At 43.4% G+C, this 15,128-nt stretch carries 19 protein-coding genes; all 19 read right to left on the minus strand.

The genetic code is table 11. The features are described 5' to 3' along the window. Positions 1-4: 4 nt before the first annotated feature. The 19 genes from AHMF7616_RS17505 to AHMF7616_RS17585 all read right to left on the minus strand — a co-directional run bounded on the left by AHMF7616_RS17505 (position 5) and on the right by AHMF7616_RS17585 (position 15,125). Positions 5-379 carry a magnesium citrate secondary transporter gene (locus AHMF7616_RS17505; protein WP_115374057.1) on the minus strand — a complete coding sequence of 125 codons (375 nt, stop codon included), beginning with the start codon at positions 377-379 and terminating at the stop codon, positions 5-7. Then, positions 379-684, minus strand: a complete 306-nt coding sequence (locus AHMF7616_RS17510) for a hypothetical protein (protein ID WP_115374058.1) — start codon at positions 682-684, stop codon at positions 379-381. Before AHMF7616_RS17510 ends, AHMF7616_RS17505 begins: the two co-directional genes overlap by 1 nt. Positions 685-807: 123 nt before the next feature. Continuing rightward, on the minus strand, positions 808-1,377 hold the full coding sequence (locus AHMF7616_RS17515) for an NADPH-dependent FMN reductase (protein ID WP_115374059.1): 570 nt from the start codon (positions 1,375-1,377) through the stop codon (positions 808-810). A gap of 23 nt (positions 1,378-1,400) precedes the next feature. After that, the gene (locus tag AHMF7616_RS17520) at positions 1,401-1,823 is read right to left on the minus strand and encodes a GNAT family N-acetyltransferase (RefSeq protein ID WP_115374060.1); all 423 of its coding nucleotides are present in this window, start codon (positions 1,821-1,823) and stop codon (positions 1,401-1,403) included. Positions 1,824-1,911: 88 nt separating this feature from the next. Further along, complete coding sequence (uvrB, locus tag AHMF7616_RS17525) at positions 1,912-3,936, minus strand: excinuclease ABC subunit UvrB (protein WP_115374061.1); 2,025 nt, start codon at positions 3,934-3,936, stop codon at positions 1,912-1,914. Positions 3,937-4,237: 301 nt separating this feature from the next. Further along, on the minus strand, positions 4,238-4,363 hold the full coding sequence (locus AHMF7616_RS27560) for a hypothetical protein (RefSeq protein WP_262511728.1): 126 nt from the start codon (positions 4,361-4,363) through the stop codon (positions 4,238-4,240). A gap of 66 nt (positions 4,364-4,429) precedes the next feature. Continuing rightward, a complete protein-coding gene (locus AHMF7616_RS26755; protein ID WP_199474266.1) occupies positions 4,430-4,630 on the minus strand; it encodes a hypothetical protein in 201 nt (66 codons plus the stop codon). A 50-nt stretch (positions 4,631-4,680) separates the two neighbouring features. Then, positions 4,681-5,316 carry a hypothetical protein gene (locus AHMF7616_RS26760; RefSeq protein WP_199474268.1) on the minus strand — a complete coding sequence of 212 codons (636 nt, stop codon included), beginning with the start codon at positions 5,314-5,316 and terminating at the stop codon, positions 4,681-4,683. A 340-nt stretch (positions 5,317-5,656) separates the two neighbouring features. Then, complete coding sequence (locus tag AHMF7616_RS17535) at positions 5,657-6,016, minus strand: hypothetical protein (RefSeq protein ID WP_115374062.1); 360 nt, start codon at positions 6,014-6,016, stop codon at positions 5,657-5,659. Next, entirely contained in the window at positions 6,013-6,516 is a 504-nt protein-coding gene (locus AHMF7616_RS17540) for a hypothetical protein (RefSeq protein WP_115374063.1), read from the minus strand. Before AHMF7616_RS17540 ends, AHMF7616_RS17535 begins: the two co-directional genes overlap by 4 nt. A gap of 262 nt (positions 6,517-6,778) precedes the next feature. Continuing rightward, a complete protein-coding gene (locus AHMF7616_RS17545; protein WP_115374064.1) occupies positions 6,779-7,810 on the minus strand; it encodes a hypothetical protein in 1,032 nt (343 codons plus the stop codon). A 197-nt stretch (positions 7,811-8,007) separates the two neighbouring features. Beyond that, positions 8,008-8,436 (minus strand): hypothetical protein, encoded by a 429-nt coding sequence (locus AHMF7616_RS17550; protein WP_115374065.1) that lies wholly within the window; start codon positions 8,434-8,436, stop codon positions 8,008-8,010. Beyond that, complete coding sequence (locus tag AHMF7616_RS17555) at positions 8,417-8,992, minus strand: RNA polymerase sigma factor (protein ID WP_115374066.1); 576 nt, start codon at positions 8,990-8,992, stop codon at positions 8,417-8,419. The genes AHMF7616_RS17550 and AHMF7616_RS17555 overlap by 20 nt, the downstream gene beginning before the upstream one ends. Positions 8,993-9,245: 253 nt before the next feature. Then, positions 9,246-9,980: a shikimate dehydrogenase family protein gene (locus AHMF7616_RS17560; protein WP_115374067.1), complete on the minus strand. Its 735-nt coding sequence runs from the start codon at positions 9,978-9,980 to the stop codon at positions 9,246-9,248. 162 nt (positions 9,981-10,142) lie between these two features. Further along, positions 10,143-10,820, minus strand: a complete 678-nt coding sequence (locus AHMF7616_RS17565) for a DedA family protein (RefSeq protein WP_115374068.1) — start codon at positions 10,818-10,820, stop codon at positions 10,143-10,145. A 96-nt stretch (positions 10,821-10,916) separates the two neighbouring features. After that, on the minus strand, positions 10,917-11,693 hold the full coding sequence (locus AHMF7616_RS17570; RefSeq protein ID WP_115374069.1) for a phosphosulfolactate synthase: 777 nt from the start codon (positions 11,691-11,693) through the stop codon (positions 10,917-10,919). A gap of 188 nt (positions 11,694-11,881) precedes the next feature. Next, complete coding sequence (locus tag AHMF7616_RS17575; protein WP_115374070.1) at positions 11,882-13,279, minus strand: tetratricopeptide repeat protein; 1,398 nt, start codon at positions 13,277-13,279, stop codon at positions 11,882-11,884. A gap of 82 nt (positions 13,280-13,361) precedes the next feature. Further along, the gene (locus AHMF7616_RS17580) at positions 13,362-14,342 is read right to left on the minus strand and encodes an NAD-dependent epimerase/dehydratase family protein (RefSeq protein ID WP_115374071.1); all 981 of its coding nucleotides are present in this window, start codon (positions 14,340-14,342) and stop codon (positions 13,362-13,364) included. A 27-nt stretch (positions 14,343-14,369) separates the two neighbouring features. Next, positions 14,370-15,125 carry a tyrosine-protein phosphatase gene (locus AHMF7616_RS17585; RefSeq protein WP_115374072.1) on the minus strand — a complete coding sequence of 252 codons (756 nt, stop codon included), beginning with the start codon at positions 15,123-15,125 and terminating at the stop codon, positions 14,370-14,372. Positions 15,126-15,128 lie beyond the last annotated feature (3 nt).

Consider the following 15,128-nt stretch of genomic DNA (forward strand, 5'->3'; position numbering starts at 1 on the left):
GTGTTTATTGCGGCAAAGATAAGGAAGCCGGCCGATTTACAAAACGGTAGAAAAACCAGGCGCCTAATACATAAGCCAGAATATCCCAGAAATCGCGGGTATATTTTCCGGAAAAAGTGGGCAGAACGCCTTCAAACCACACGCTTACGTAAACCACCGCAAAAATTACCTGTATTTTAGAAAGTACGTACTGCGGATTGCGGTAAACCCATTGCCGCTGCACAGCTACCGCTAACGTTAAAATTACGGGCATCGCCAGCAAATCGTCGAGGTAATGATGCACGAAAGGCAGGGTGAAAATTTTAAAAAATTCCAGGATATAAGTTACCCAAAACAGGCTCGCCGAGAACAAAAAAAATGGATTACGTAAGATGCGCATCAGCCAGCGAGCATGGTTAAAAACCACAGAATAAACGACAAGATGGCAATAAAAGAAATTTGCACAGCTTGCACCCCGCGTTTACCCATTTTCACCAAAAAAGAATCGGTTGGATAAATCTTAATCAACTCCATGTTGATCTGGTAGGGCTTTTTCTCGTTGGCTTCGGCTTCGGATTTAGCCTGCGCCAGAAAAGCTTTTTCATCGAGCAAATGCCCGCAAAACTCACAGGTGTCATTAACTTGCTGATTCCAATGCGACCACTTTCCGCAATTTTTGCATTTTTTAGTCGACTGTAACGCCATTCTTGTGAGAGATATATTTTTTACTTGTTAAAATAAAGTTAATTATTAAAACAGAGCTAATTTTTAAAATTTAATTATTTCTACCGACTTTTAAAGGTAAAATCTACCTGAGTTGGTGGTTCATCAAACCTGGTATTTGGTAGGAACCTCGTCAGTTGCGCGCATGGTACGCAAGAATGATTCCATAAGGACTTCGATTTGACTGATGGTGGCTTGATCCTGAATAGTGCCAGTAGCGCTAACTTTTCCTTTCACGCCTTTTATCAAAAGCCTGGATTCTTCGGGTAGCCGGGCTTCGATTGTAGTCATGATTAATGCCAGCGATTCCAAGGCTTTTTCGCCGGAAGCTGCGGCCACAATAATAGCGGTTGGTTTGTTCGAGAAATTCGTGGTGGACACATTCCACTCCAAAGCGTTTTTTAAACTACCGGGCAAGCTAAACACGTACTCCGGCGTACAGATTAGTATCCCATCGGCTTTTTGAATTTTTTCTCTGAAATTTACTACAACCACGGGCGGCTCCTCCTGATCTAGCTCCGGATTGAAATGCGGCAAGGTATCAATGCCGTCGAATAGCTCTACATTAATCTCGTTTTTAAAATAATCGGCGATAAACCGGATAATGGCTTCGTTCGAAGATTTTTTTTTAGTACTACCGGAAATAGCCAGTATATGCTTTTTGCTCTCGGCCATAAGTTTAAATTATTTACGGATGGTTAATGTAAAGCGGCATCTCCGTCTAACATCCACGCCTGCGGACGGTGGGTAAAGCCAAGGTGCGGGTAATATTGTTCGGCCGCGGGAGCCGCCAGTAAAACAACTTTGGCGTGTGGTCCCCCGGCTAATTGCGTTTGCCGGATTAACTCTTTGCCAATGCCTTGCTTCTGAAAATCGCGGTGCACCGCTAAGTCCGATAAATACGTAACAAAAGCAAAATCAGAAAACGCCCGCGAAATACCAACTAGCTGCGTATGGGCCCAAGCTGTAATCACCAGATTAGCGTGCTGCAACATCGCCTGCATCCGGGTCTGGTCTTGAATAGGCCGGCGCTCCCCGAGCGTAGACGCTTCGTATAAAGCAGTTACTTCATTTAAATCAAGATCGTTTCCGGTTCTATAGACAATTAGCGGCCTGGGCATGACGCAAAAAATTAAAAAATTTAAAAAAACGATGAGACAACAGCTAAAAGAAGAAAGCAGCCTTCTGGTTTTCAGAAGGCTGTGTCCTTTAATCGCGTTTACTCTTTAGTAATTTGCGCAGCTCAGCCAGTTCGTCGCGGAATTTGGCGGCTTGCAAAAAGTCGAGTTCCTTGGCGGCGCCTTCCATTTGCTTTTCTGTTTTCTTGATCAGCTTTTCGAGTTCCTCGCGCTTCATGTACTGTATAACCGGTTCCGCCGCGATCGATACTTCCGTTGGTCCGGCGTACACTTTTGGCATAGCCCGCGAATCGGCAACCGTGGTTTGTTCAAATATTTCTTCTTTGGATTTCCGTACCGTAGTTGGGGTAATACCGTGCGCCTCGTTATAAGCCATCTGCACGGCTCGCCGACGGTTGGTTTCGTCGATGGTACGCTGCATGGAACCCGTCATCCGATCGGCGTACATTATTACTTTGCCTTTGCTGTTCCGGGCCGCCCGGCCGGTGGTTTGTATCAGGGAGCGTTGATCGCGCAGGAAACCTTCTTTATCGGCATCCAGCACCGCTACCAACGATACTTCCGGTAAATCCAAACCTTCGCGCAGCAGATTAACGCCAATTAACACGTCGATGTGGCCCAGGCGCAGTTCCCGTAAAATCTCCACCCGGTCCAGGGATTTAATTTCCGAGTGAATGTACTTTACTTTGATGTTGAGTTTCTCCATGTACTTGGAAAGCTCTTCGGCCATGCGTTTGGTAAGCGTAGTCACGAGTATCCGGTCGCCCATTTTAATGCGCTCGTCAATTTCGTCGAGTAAATCATCTACCTGGTTCAGGCTAGGCCGTATTTCAATTTCCGGATCTAATAAACCGGTTGGCCGGATAATTTGCTCCACCACTACCCCACCCGATTTTTGCAATTCGTAATCGCCGGGCGTGGCGCTCACAAATATGGTTTGGCGCATCATCGACTCAAACTCGTTAAAAGTCAGCGGCCGGTTATCCATGGCAGATGGCAACCGGAAACCCCATTCTACCAGGGCCGTTTTCCGGGAACGGTCGCCGCCCCACATGGCCCGTACCTGCGGCGTAGTGGCGTGGCTTTCGTCAATCACCATCAAATAATCTTCCGGAAAATAATCCAGCAAACAGAAAGGCCGGGCGCCGGGAGTGCGCCGGTCGAAATAACGCGAATAGTTCTCAATGCCGGAGCAATAGCCCAGTTCCCGAATCATTTCCAGGTCGAATTCGGTGCGTTCTTTTATGCGTTTGGCTTCTTCGTCGCGGCTGTCTTTTAAAAAATACTCGTGTTGCGCCACTAAATCAAACTGGATTTCGCGGATAGCTTGCTGCATCACATCCTGGCCAGTCACGAATAAGTTAGCCGGATACAAAGCGACTTGTTCTTCTTCGGCTATTTTTTTACCCGAAGCCGGGTCAATGCGCTGAATCGACTCAATCTCGTCGCCGAAAAAGTAGATGCGGTAAGCAAAGTCAGCATAGGCCGGGAAGATATCTACCGTATCGCCTTTCACCCGGAACGTGCCGCGGGTAAATTCTACCTCGGTACGGCTATACAAAATTTGCACAAACTGGTACAACAGCTGGTTGCGGCTAAATTTACGCCCCGGTTGCAGGTAAATCACGTTTTTCCCAAATTCTTCGGGGTTACCAATACCGTAAATACACGACACCGAAGCCACCACAATAATATCGCGCCGGCCGGATAATAACGAAGAGGTGCAATGCAAACGTAGCTTTTCAATTTCTTCGTTAATCGCTAAGTCTTTCTCTATAAAGGTGTTGGAAGAAGCAATGTACGCTTCGGGCTGGTAATAATCGTAGTACGAGATAAAATACTCGACAGCATTCTGCGGAAAAAACTGCTTGAACTCTCCGTAAAGCTGGGCCGCCAGCGTTTTGTTATGGCACAATACCAAAGCGGGCCGTTGCACCTGTTGGATAACGTTGGCTACGGTAAAGGTTTTACCGGTACCCGTAGCTCCCAAAAGCACTTGCGCGGGCTCGCCGTTTTGCACACCCTCTACTAACTGGGCAATGGCTTTGGGCTGGTCGCCGGTAGGTTTAAATTCTGAAGTTAATTTAAAATCCATGCAGATTTTTTAAAATTCGTTAATAGATTATAACAATTTACAACCTCGCAGAGTTGCCAAGCTTCCAGAATATTTTAGGAGAAAAGACGCATTTGGCCGTGCTAAAATAACTGTTTTAGATAACGAATTTATTCTTCTGTTCTGATCTTTTTGGTTTGCTCATAAACCAGATTATGTGGTTCTGTTCTCCTTATTTGGTACGTTATCATTAAAAGATGCCCGGGTAAAAGTAAACGAAGTAAAAAAGCCATTCGGGTAGAATGGCTTTATATTTTTAAATCCTTTAAAATTTAAGATTTGTTTACAGCCTTACCGAAAAGCCAACGTTTACGGTATAATCCGAGAAAGCCGCATCGCCTTGCACGAAGGTTTGCCGGATCACGGAATTTTCTTTGTCGGTTACGCTTTGCGTACGATTACGCACCAAAGCCACGGGTACTGTCGCAAATAAATTTACTTTTTTAAATTGATACGTTAAACCCGGTTCCGCGGACTAAATATAACCGGGTCGCCGGAAATCGCCACTGCCGCCAATCAGGTCGTACACTGGTATACCTTCTAAGCGCATTCCTGCCGATACAACCAGGCTGCGGCGCGAATAATTGATCCCGGCCCGGCCCATGTACTGGTCGGGCACACTCATAATTGCTTCGTTGGCTAAGGTAGCGCTTACTAACTCACGGTAGGTGCGCACGCCGTTTTGTTCCCGGGGGTTAGCCAGATAGTAAAAGTTACCATAAACCCCTAAACCGGGAGTAACCGAATAAAAGCATTTAACTCAGCCGAAATACCGGTGCCGCCATCGCCTAATTGAATAGACTGATCGACGGTGCGCAACTCTTTAGTACCATTGGGCCCTACGTTCTGCCAGTAATCTTTGTAATCGTAATCGCCGGTAGGCAGTTTTAAACCCAACCCTACCTGAATGTTACCTTTGTGGTGTTTGGCCGGGTTAAATAGCCAACGGTAAGCCGCCACCCGTACATCGCCAATACCCGACGAATGCATCATGCCGCGTTCGGCCCGGCCGTGTTCGTACAACGAAGACCGGGAATTATACAGCAACGGCACATCAACCATAAACGACCAGTACTGATTTAAGTGGCGGGTTAAGGAAATGTCCAGGGCGAATTGATGATTAATTACTTCGGTGCCTAACTGCAAACGTTCTTTTTGCTCTTCCCGGCCCCGAAAATGGCGGAAAGATTTAAAATAGCGGCTATTGGTAGCCAGTACCCAACTTCCCGGAACAGCCGCGCTATCGGGGTGGGCCGTCATGGTGCACAAGCCCCCGGTACTCCGGATAGCTACGCAGCCTTGGGCCTTTACTTGCAAATAGGAAAATACAACCAAACAGGTTAAGAGTAAAGTTTTTTTCATAAACAGGTTATTTCGTGAAGCTCAAATATAACAGGGTTCTGGCAATCAAATAACTGGTAATAAACTTATTAGCTCATATTTCGAAAAACAGAATCCATACACCTTATTTTTTATAAAATATTCAGGAAAGAAGGAGCTTTCTTAAAAATAAAAAACCCACTCCCGAATAAGAGTAGGCTTAGTAGATATATAGTATAGTGTAAGAGATATATAGTATAGTGTAAGATATTTTTATTTACCTGATTTTAGGCCGAAGCAGTTAAGGGTTAGTTGCCCAAAGAAGGCTGTACCAGGTAAATGTTATTTCGTGTTTTAACGGTAAATTTTAAAAATTACTGCTTTAGTAAGTAATTTCTATCTCGCGTATGGCTCTGGGGTACGATGATTGGCAACTCACTTCGGTATCTTTGTAATTTTTAAATGTGATGGTTTTACCTTCCTGTTGGTCGCTGGTTTTTAAATTATTTATTAAAAGCACATTGTTAAATTGTCCCCGGTTAACACCATCAGCGTCGAATACTGCTTGCGTGGTTCCTTTAGGTTCTTCGCTGTTAATAGCCACGTAGTAGGCATTCGGCCAACATCCGCCCCGGCAGATAACCTGACCACTAAATAGGGCGGGAGATTCCTTTTCGGTGCAATTGGTAAGCAGGCTAACCAACCCAATTACTAGCGTTATTTTTGTTAATGCTCTGCTCATTTTTCTAACTTACCTTGGTTTTGCAGCGCCGCGAGTAAGGTAGCGTTATTACGCGAATCAGTAGTAGGTTGGCTGGTATTGGCGTAATCGTACCGCACCCTAATTATATTGTTGTAAGCAAGCGGATCAATTACGATTATATCTAAACAAGCCAGGCTTAAATAACCAGGCATTAAAAAACCGGCATAAACTACTGCATTGTCCACTTTCAGGTAAAAAGGAGTTTGATTCTTTATATTTTTTAGCCGGTTAACCGCCGCGGCCGTTAAAACAAAGTAATGTTCGGCCGCGTGGTACGACAGAATTTCGTCGTTCGCAATAATTACTTCTTTCTCTTGGGCCGTAGCTACGTCCAGTTCACAACCGGTACCAAGAGTATTTTGATTTTTTAAGGTGTAAAAAGCAACGTGCGGAGTATCGGCTTTTTTACCTGTTTCGGTATCGCAGGAAAAGGCAACACCAAGCCCAATCATCAGCCAAAATAAATACACCTGCTTCATACCAAGCACCTAAAAATTTTAAAAATCTAACTACATAACACCGCAAAAATGAGTAGGAAACTAATAATCAGCCAACCCAAGGCAGGCAGGTAAAAATCAAACCATTCGGAATAAAACCTATTTTGTTTAGATGGCAGTTGCATAACATAATTATATATGAGGTCCGGATTGTTAGGCTTGATTTCAGCTAGTTACAATAAAAGTTATTACCGTTCAGAATCAGGAATATTAAATAAAGAACTGTTTCATTAATGCCTGGCACTCATTTTTTACCAATCACATAGCTCGAGCTAATGCCAAACCCTACATAATAAGGTTTCTGCTGGTTTAAGCCAGGAATCTGATCAGTACTTAAAGTTAATGTCGAGAAGCTCCGGGCCACATCCAGGCTGCCTTGTACTTGCCATACTTCCGATATTTTTAATCCGCGACCCACAGAGCCTAATGCCGTTCCATACCATTTCCGGAAAGGCGAAGACCGCCCAAGCGGATATTCCACCGCGGGTACTTTAGGCGAATCAGATAAAATACTGGTTTGCAAGAGCACATTTAAAGCACCGCCCGCCTGTACAAAATTAAACCACTTGCCCCGCCCCTGTTGGTAGCGCAACCGCACAGGCACTCCTATTTGCCGGTACCGATAGTACATATTAAATGGCGTTACCTGCTCTACAGTTACCTGGGCATTATTCAGGTCCGTATCGGTTAATTTGGCCAAAAAGATGGTAACCGGAATAGTTACGTTGGTAGTTATGCCGTTGGAGGTATTATCCAGAAAAGCATTTTCTGCTTTAATATTAGCAATGGCATTTAATGCCGCCGGCCGCTTGTAAATAATGTAAGAAGTAGTAGTCTGGGCCTTATTTTCGGCAAAAGTTAACCCGGCCTCAATACTCCATTTATCATTAATGCGGTAATTTGCGCCCACCGCAGCCCGGTACGAAAAAGACGATCGCGTATTTTCGTTAAACTCTTTGCTAGCGGCTTCTATACTATTACTGCCGGTGTTCTTACTAACCGCCGAAAGAGCATAATTGGTCGAAGGATTACCAAAGAAATTAGTACCAGCACTCGCAAATTTAATATTCTGATCAAAATACTGGGAACCCGTACCGCCACCTATAGCCCAACGTGAGCCCACTGTTTTCTTTTTAGTTTCTTCGGGAAACAGAGCTGCGGCAATAACGGCGGCACTGTCTTTTTTAAATTCCGGTTGATTCTTAGCCATCATTACCCCGGACGAATCGGTTGCTAAACTAGATTCAGGAATTAACTGGGCTGGCGCAAGTGCCATAGTATTACTTTTAATATCGGGCGCCTTTTCTTGGCCAATGGTAACACTTTCAGCTGGCTTATCCGCTATAGCCAGCTTTTCGTTCGCCGATTTTAAAGATTTATTGGATGTTTGCGGTTGCTTAAAAGCTAATTGCGTTGCGTTTGTTTTTACGGATGCCGCCGCCTTATTCTTACGACTTTTACTGAAGGAAAGTATTAATGGATCTGCCTCCTGTTTTGCAGCAATAAGAGGTTCGTTGGTTTGTTCTTTTTTAAATTTTCGGTTATCGGAGATTGCTCCCGGATATCTTTATCATCGGTTTTAACAATTGCCGGGGTGGTGGCGTTATTTTTACGCTGCACAAGCTCACCGGAAGATGCACCGCGCAGATTTAACCGGTGCCCCGTCTGCGTATCGTACCAAAAATAACCAAGGGCTACCAGCAATAAAGTAATACTGGCCGCTGCCACGCTCCGGTACCAAACCAAGCGTTTCTTGTAATAACCGGCTTGTTTTACTTCCAGTTCCTGTTCAATGTGGTGCCAGTTACTAGCCCGGGGGCGAACCTCGGCTGGCTCAAAACCATCCCGGAAAACCTCTTCCAGCTTACGGGGCCGGTTCGTGTTATCTGATGATTTTTTCATTATACTTTCTTTCTTTGGATTCAATCATTTCTTTTAAAATTGCCCGAGCGCGCGAATACTGCGATTTGGAAGTACCTTCCGAAATATCTAATTGCGCGGCAATTTCTTTGTGCGTATAGCCTTCAATGGCATACAGGTTAAATACTAACTGGTACCGGGGCGCCAGTTGCTGTATCATGGCCAAAAGTTCTTCAAAGCCATAGTTTGAAAAAATAAATTCTTCTTCCGGATGCTTCTCTACCTGTTCTACTTCTGCCACCGAGCTTACATGCATTTTTTGCCGGTGGTGTTTTAAAGCGGTATTCACCATTATTTTCCGGATCCAGAATTCTATGGGGCAGTCGCGCTTAAAATTCTGTATGTTATTAAATACTTTCACAAATCCTTCCTGCAACACATCTTCTGCCTCAAAGCTGGTTTTAGAATAGCGCAGGCATACGGCCATCATCCGAGCGGCATACTTATCGTATAACCGCCGCTGCATGTCTCGTTTGCCAGCAATACACCCGGCAATCAATTCATCGTCTTCGGATAATTGGCGCGTAAAAATTTTCAATCGAGAAGGATCCTTAAAGCTGCAACACCCACATGACCCGGCCCGGCGGCCTTTGGTTGCAAGCGTCGAAAATATTTTTAACTAATTGAGTTAAGTTAGACAAAAATTAACGGAAACAAATATATAAAAACCGGCATCAAAGATTTTAGCTTGATCCCGTGAACGAAAATTTTAAAATTCAGAAAAGTTTACTTGGGCTTGGCCAATAGCGCTAAGCTATTTTTTAATTTTTTGACGCTTATAATTAAAGCGATTAACTGTTCCAGATTTGCCAGGCTACTTCGGCCTGTAAAACCAGCATTTCGTAGCCATTTTTAATTTTGGCGCCCGCGGCTTTGCCGTTTTTTAAAAAAATAGTTTCTGCCGGATTATAAACTAAATCGTACAGGTAATGCTGGTCCGTTAATGCTTCGTAAAGAATGGGGGGAGCGGTATCGATCTGCGGATAGGTACCCAAAGGAGTGGTATTAATAATAAGCAAATATTGCTGCAACTCCTCTGCTGTGAGCTGCTCATAACTTAATTGCCCGACGGTCGGGTTTCTGGAAACTTGTTTGTAATTTATGTTTAAATGCTGTAGCGCAGCGGTCACTGCTTTGGCGGCTCCCCCGGTACCTAATACCAAGGCTTGCGATTGGGTTGTAGAAGGAAAGAAATTCTGCAAAGACTGCATAAAGCCTTGGTAATCGGAGTTAAAGCCTTTGAGTTTACCGTTAGCCAACTTAATAACGTTTACTGCTCCAATACCAGCTGCTACCGTTTCTAAATCGTCTAAAAAAGGAATTATTGCTTGTTTGTACGGAATGGTTACGTTAATGCCCTGCAATAATGGCCGACTACGAATAAGCTCCGGAAACAGATTAATGTTACTCAATTCAAACAGCTCGTACCGGCAATCAGTTATAGCATTTGCCCGAAACTTTTCGGTAAAATATTTCTGCGAAAAAGAATGGCTTAATGGGAAGCCGATAAGTCCGTATTCTTTCATTTACATGTTACCTGCTAATCTTTACCGCAGAATTGTTTTGATATAATAATTCGTGTTCCTGATAGCTTGGGGTTATTCCTACTTACAGGGTAAATCAATGTTAAAAAAAAGATTGCCCCTCCCACGTAGTCCCTGAAATTTAAAAAACTGGCACCTCTACCGTTAAGCGGCCTTTTTAGAAGTAAATCGTTGTTTTATAAATTCGTACAATGGCGGCAAAATAGAAACAGCAATTATAGCAAAAACTACCAACGTAAAATTCTTTTTAACGGCCGGTATGTTGCCAAATAAATAACCAGCCAGTAAAAAACCAGTAACCCACAGAAATCCGCCCACAATGTTATAGGCCATAAACCGGCTGTACTTCATGGTACCTACTCCGGCTATAAAAGGAGCAAACGTGCGAATTATGGGAATAAAACGGGCTATGATTATGGTTTTAGCCCCGTGCTTTTCGTAAAAATTCTGCGTTTTAAGCAAATGTTCGCGTTTTAATAATTTATAATCGCGCCGAAATACTTTCGGGCCAAAATAATCGCCGATATGGAAGTTTAACGTATCTCCGAGAAAGGCCGCAATAAACAGCAAAATGGTTAGGTAAAAAATATTAAATGGACCTTCTATTGTTTGACCGTTATTCAGCAACTGGGGAGCGGCAAAAGCGCCCGCCGCAAACAACAACGAATCGCCGGGCAAGAAAGGCATTACCACCAGGCCGGTTTCTACAAAAATAATCAGAAAGAGAATTAAGTATGCCCAAACTCCGTAGTCCCGGATAATCTCCGACAAATGAACATCCAGGTGCAAAAAGAAGTCGATAAAGTTGTGCAACAGCTCCATAAGTACAAAGTAAGGCTACTTTAATTTAAGAGAATCTATTTTTAGATAAACTGATATAAAAAAGAGTCGCCGGTGGGGCAACTCTCTGGTACGCAATTATTTTTTAATTTTTTCCAGATTTAAGAAATCCATAAAAGTATCGCCCCGGATTCCCAGGCGAATGGTTTCTAAAGGAATAACTTCGTTCGGAGCAATATTACCTAAATTTACGTTAGCGCCGAGCAATTTAATAAACCAAACCTGTTGCTCTTTTTGCGGAGCTTCCCAGATAATTTTTTCGAAAGGAATTTTTGTGAGAATTTCTTCTACTAAACCACTGCGTACCTCCCCCGTAGACCGGAACAGACCCACTGTACCTCCTTCACGGGCTTCCCCGATTACTTTCCAGGAACCAGCATCTAATTCGGCCTGCATCAAACTAATCCACTTATAAGGCGGGATAATCTTTTGGTCATCTTTTGAGCCTACCTCCGATAAAACGGTAACCTGGGTGGCTAATTGGCGGATATATTCACATTTCTGGTCGTGGTTCAGTTCAATTGAGCCATCCGAAACCTCCGCAATATTCATCCCAAAATCATCCAGTAAGCGGCGGTACTCATCAAATTGATTACGGATGATGAAAGCTTCAAAAAGCGTACCTCCAAAGTAAACCGGCAAACCAGCAGCCCGGTAAACCTCGAGCTTACGTTTTAAATTAGGAACTACGTAGGAAGTAGCCCAGCCTAATTTTACCAAATCAACGTATTCGCCGGCTACTTCAATAAAATCTTCTACTTCCCGGATGCTTAAGCCTTTATCCATGGCCATGGTACATCCTTTTTCGCGGGGTTTAGCATCCCTCTCGGGTAAATCACTAAGATGATAGTTCATTAAAATTGAATTGTTGGATGGTTGAATGGCTAAATTGCTGAATGGTTACATGGTTGAATTGTTTTCTGTCATAGCAGTTTTTAGTTAAACAAAGATGTATTTGCAAAACTGCTGTTTCCTCTTTCTTGTAAAAAACGCCTCTACCCATTCAACAATCTAGCAATTATTCACGTCAACAATCTAGCAATTTACTTGCGGTACTGATCAATTAACCTGGCCAGTGCCCGTTGGGACTCCAGCTCCGGAAAGTATTCAAACAACAAGTAATGCTTATCGAAGTCCAAAATTAATGCATTTTCTAAATAATTATACGCTTCTTTATATTTTCCTGCGGAAAGCAGGTAGGCACATAAGCGATAATGGAGTTCGGCCGCATCGGGTTGTAGTTCCAGAGCATTGTGGATCAAGTCAATAGCTCCTTCAAAGTTACCCTGGTCGTATAAAATAATCGACCAGTTTAACCAAATATCTTTGTTGGTAGGCGCCAAAATGCTGGCTTTCTCGTAACTCTCCAGGCTAGACACAATATTTCCTACATTAAATTCCGCTGCGGCTAAAGCTATCCAGTAGTCGGCGCTATCGGGATAAATAGTGGCGGCTTTCCTAAAAAAATGCAAGGCCTCAAACCACTTTTCCTGGGCATTTAAAATAATACCAATCCCAAACCAGGCTTCATCCATTTCGGGGTTTAAGTCAATAGCTTTCTGATAATACCGCCGGGATAAGTCCCACTGGCGCAACTTCTCGTAACACTCCCCGATGTTGCACACAATTTCCGAAGATTGCGGATCCAAAACTGCCGCTGCCGAAAAAGCTTCAATGGCTTTGGTAAATTCTCCTAAACTCACATAGGTATTACCCAAATGATTAAAAGCGTCGGTAAAATCTGGTTTAATAATGGTGGCGTATTCAAAAGCAGCTAAAGCTTTATCGTAATCGGCTAATTTGTATTGCAATAAGCCCATGTTAAACCAGGCCGTATGCGAATACGGGTCACGGTCGATAAACTCTTGCAGAAATGGCAGGCAACCTTCCAGACTACCGGTAATATCCAGGCAGTATAAAATTTCCTGAATAGCCATTTCGTTCTCCGGATTTACTTCCAAACATTTCTTGTAATACTTGGCAGCAGACTTAAATTTCCCCCAGGTCTGGTAAGTTAAACCAATATTAAAAAATACGTCATCCCGATCGGGATGCGCTTCCACTACTTGCTTAAAATAGTCAATAGCCGCCTGGTATTCTCCTTTTTGGGTATGAATAACGCCCCGGGTTACCAGCACATCGGCATTATCCGGGTCCAGCAGCGCCACCTGGTCGATCATATCAATAGCTTCGGCAAAATTACCCGCCATAGCCAGCAACTGGGATTTATCAATTAACAACTCCGTAGAAAACGGATATTGGTTTAAGGCTGCTTCGCAAGCTTGCAAAGCCTTTTTATAATTATAGCTTGAGGTATAATGATCAATAATAAATTCAAAATCAGATAAATCAAAAAACACAGTTTCGTTTCGGGAAACCATGGCTTCAAATTTCTTTATTATACCCAACTCTTCGTTTCTTTCTTCCGGATTTTCGTTCATTTAATAGTATAGGTTTACCTGCATTTAAATGCAGCTTATACGACAATTTGCAGCACTAAATAGTTTACGTTTAATTCACATATTATACGGGCAACTGATATTTTTGCCGTAGTTCCCGGCAGCACCAATTTAAGGTTTCTTCGAGGGTTTTAAAGGTAAAAGGCAGTTGTTTTTTTATTTTATCACTGGTATACAGGTAATTTCTTTTGGTTATGCGAGCCGTGTCTTTGGTAATTAGCGGACGCTTGCCCGTAAAAAAAGACCGGAAACTTTCTAGCCGCCAGATTATTTCGGTTAAAACCCCTGGCACCTGGATGCCCGGTGGCTTCCTATTCAAAAACTGAGCTACTTTTTTAAAAAAATCTTGATACAACACCTGGCCCGCGTTCAAAATAAAACGTTCGCCGCGTACCTCCGAAAAAGTTAAAGCCAGCATGCTGGCTACCACATCCCGTACATCTACAAAATTAATATATCCGTCGGTATAAAAGGCATTTTGGTTAAATACGTATTTAAATAATTGCGTGCTGCTACGCGTCCAATCAGCTGGTCCTAGAACCACGGAGGGGTTAACTATAACTGCCGCCAGGCCTTCGGCAATGCCGCGCCATACTTCTAATTCTGCAAAGTATTTAGAATTGGCATACACGGATACCGCGGTGCTGGCATCCCATTTAGCCGTTTCGTCTAAGATGCGGGCACCTTTCTGCTGGCCAATGGCAGCAATAGAACTTACATGACATAATTTTACGCCTTGCCGGGTTAAACAGGTATTTACCACGTTAGCCGTACCTTCTACGTTTATTTGCTTGAGTAAATCGGCATCTTGCGGAGCATACGACACTAAGCCAGCGCAATGAAATACATAATCGTTATCCTGAATAGCTTGTTGTAAAACGCTTACATCCAAAATATCCCCGATGATGTATTGCAGGTTTAAAGGCAGTAGCTGATCAGGAGGCGGCTGGGAACGTACCAAAGCTTTTACCTGGTAGCCTTGTTCTAGTAATTGTTGCAACAGGTAAGAACCAATTAAACCGCTGCTACCCGTAACAAACACCATAGAATAAAGCTAATTAAACCAGAAAAATCATAAAGAATAATTACGCAAAGGTAACTCCTGCAGCTTTTTGAACACCGAAGACAAAGGCAATTTTTGCAGAAATCGAAGCTGTTTTTCGCTGTGCGCATCTGTTCCTACAAAATCGATCAATTTATGGTCCAATAATTTTTTCGCGATTCGTTTGGCTTCTGGTCCATAATAGCCGGTTAAAGAATTTAAATTTATTTGAAATAAAACCTCTTTTTCGTGCCACTCTACCAAATGCTCCCAACGATTATACAAGTAAGAATAGCGTTCCGGATGTGCCAGCACGGGCTTATAGCCATTGCTTTTGATTTGAAAAATAATATCCTGAAACCGCATGGGCTCGTTGATGTACGAAGTTTCGATTAGCACATAATTGGCTCCAAAGCAAAGCAACGGTTGTTTTGCTTCCAACTTTTCCACAAACCACTCGTCCAGGTAATATTCAGCGGCACATTCGAGTGTTATGGCTATTTGTTCTTGCTGCACGGCAATTTGCAATTCTGCCAGTTTGGCTTTAATATCCGTATCGGTGTTTTTGTAAAAATCGCCCATTACGTGGGGCGTTAAAATAAGCTTGTGATAACCCAACTGCTGCATTTTCCGAATCATTGCCATCGCCTGTTCTAAAGACTCGGCTCCGTCGTCTAAACCCGGAAGTACGTGGGCATGCATGTCAGAACCGATAAATTTTAAAAAATTTACAGGTTCTGCGGCAGGAGTATTACCTGGAAATAACCTCTTAAAAAAAGAAGCCATCGT

This window comes from Adhaeribacter pallidiroseus (genome assembly GCF_003340495.1).
GTDB lineage: Bacteria > Bacteroidota > Bacteroidia > Cytophagales > Hymenobacteraceae > Adhaeribacter > Adhaeribacter pallidiroseus.

Bases quoted from the DNA above. Each gene is read 5' to 3' on its own strand.
- AHMF7616_RS17505 (WP_115374057.1), bottom strand. From the start codon at position 379: ATGCGCATCTTACGTAATCCATTTTTTTTGTTCTCGGCGAGCCTGTTT.
- AHMF7616_RS17510 (WP_115374058.1), bottom strand. From the start codon at position 684: ATGGCGTTACAGTCGACTAAAAAATGCAAAAATTGCGGAAAGTGGTCG.
- AHMF7616_RS17515 (WP_115374059.1), bottom strand. From the start codon at position 1,377: ATGGCCGAGAGCAAAAAGCATATACTGGCTATTTCCGGTAGTACTAAA.
- AHMF7616_RS17520 (WP_115374060.1), bottom strand. From the start codon at position 1,823: ATGCCCAGGCCGCTAATTGTCTATAGAACCGGAAACGATCTTGATTTA.
- uvrB (WP_115374061.1), bottom strand. From the start codon at position 3,936: ATGGATTTTAAATTAACTTCAGAATTTAAACCTACCGGCGACCAGCCC.
- AHMF7616_RS26760 (WP_199474268.1), bottom strand. From the start codon at position 5,316: ATGAAAAAAACTTTACTCTTAACCTGTTTGGTTGTATTTTCCTATTTG.
- AHMF7616_RS17535 (WP_115374062.1), bottom strand. From the start codon at position 6,016: ATGAGCAGAGCATTAACAAAAATAACGCTAGTAATTGGGTTGGTTAGC.
- AHMF7616_RS17540 (WP_115374063.1), bottom strand. From the start codon at position 6,516: ATGAAGCAGGTGTATTTATTTTGGCTGATGATTGGGCTTGGTGTTGCC.
- AHMF7616_RS17545 (WP_115374064.1), bottom strand. From the start codon at position 7,810: ATGGCACTTGCGCCAGCCCAGTTAATTCCTGAATCTAGTTTAGCAACC.
- AHMF7616_RS17550 (WP_115374065.1), bottom strand. From the start codon at position 8,436: ATGAAAAAATCATCAGATAACACGAACCGGCCCCGTAAGCTGGAAGAG.
- AHMF7616_RS17560 (WP_115374067.1), bottom strand. From the start codon at position 9,980: ATGAAAGAATACGGACTTATCGGCTTCCCATTAAGCCATTCTTTTTCG.
- AHMF7616_RS17565 (WP_115374068.1), bottom strand. From the start codon at position 10,820: ATGGAGCTGTTGCACAACTTTATCGACTTCTTTTTGCACCTGGATGTT.
- AHMF7616_RS17570 (WP_115374069.1), bottom strand. From the start codon at position 11,693: ATGAACTATCATCTTAGTGATTTACCCGAGAGGGATGCTAAACCCCGC.
- AHMF7616_RS17575 (WP_115374070.1), bottom strand. From the start codon at position 13,279: ATGAACGAAAATCCGGAAGAAAGAAACGAAGAGTTGGGTATAATAAAG.
- AHMF7616_RS17580 (WP_115374071.1), bottom strand. From the start codon at position 14,342: ATGGTGTTTGTTACGGGTAGCAGCGGTTTAATTGGTTCTTACCTGTTG.
- AHMF7616_RS17585 (WP_115374072.1), bottom strand. From the start codon at position 15,125: ATGGCTTCTTTTTTTAAGAGGTTATTTCCAGGTAATACTCCTGCCGCA.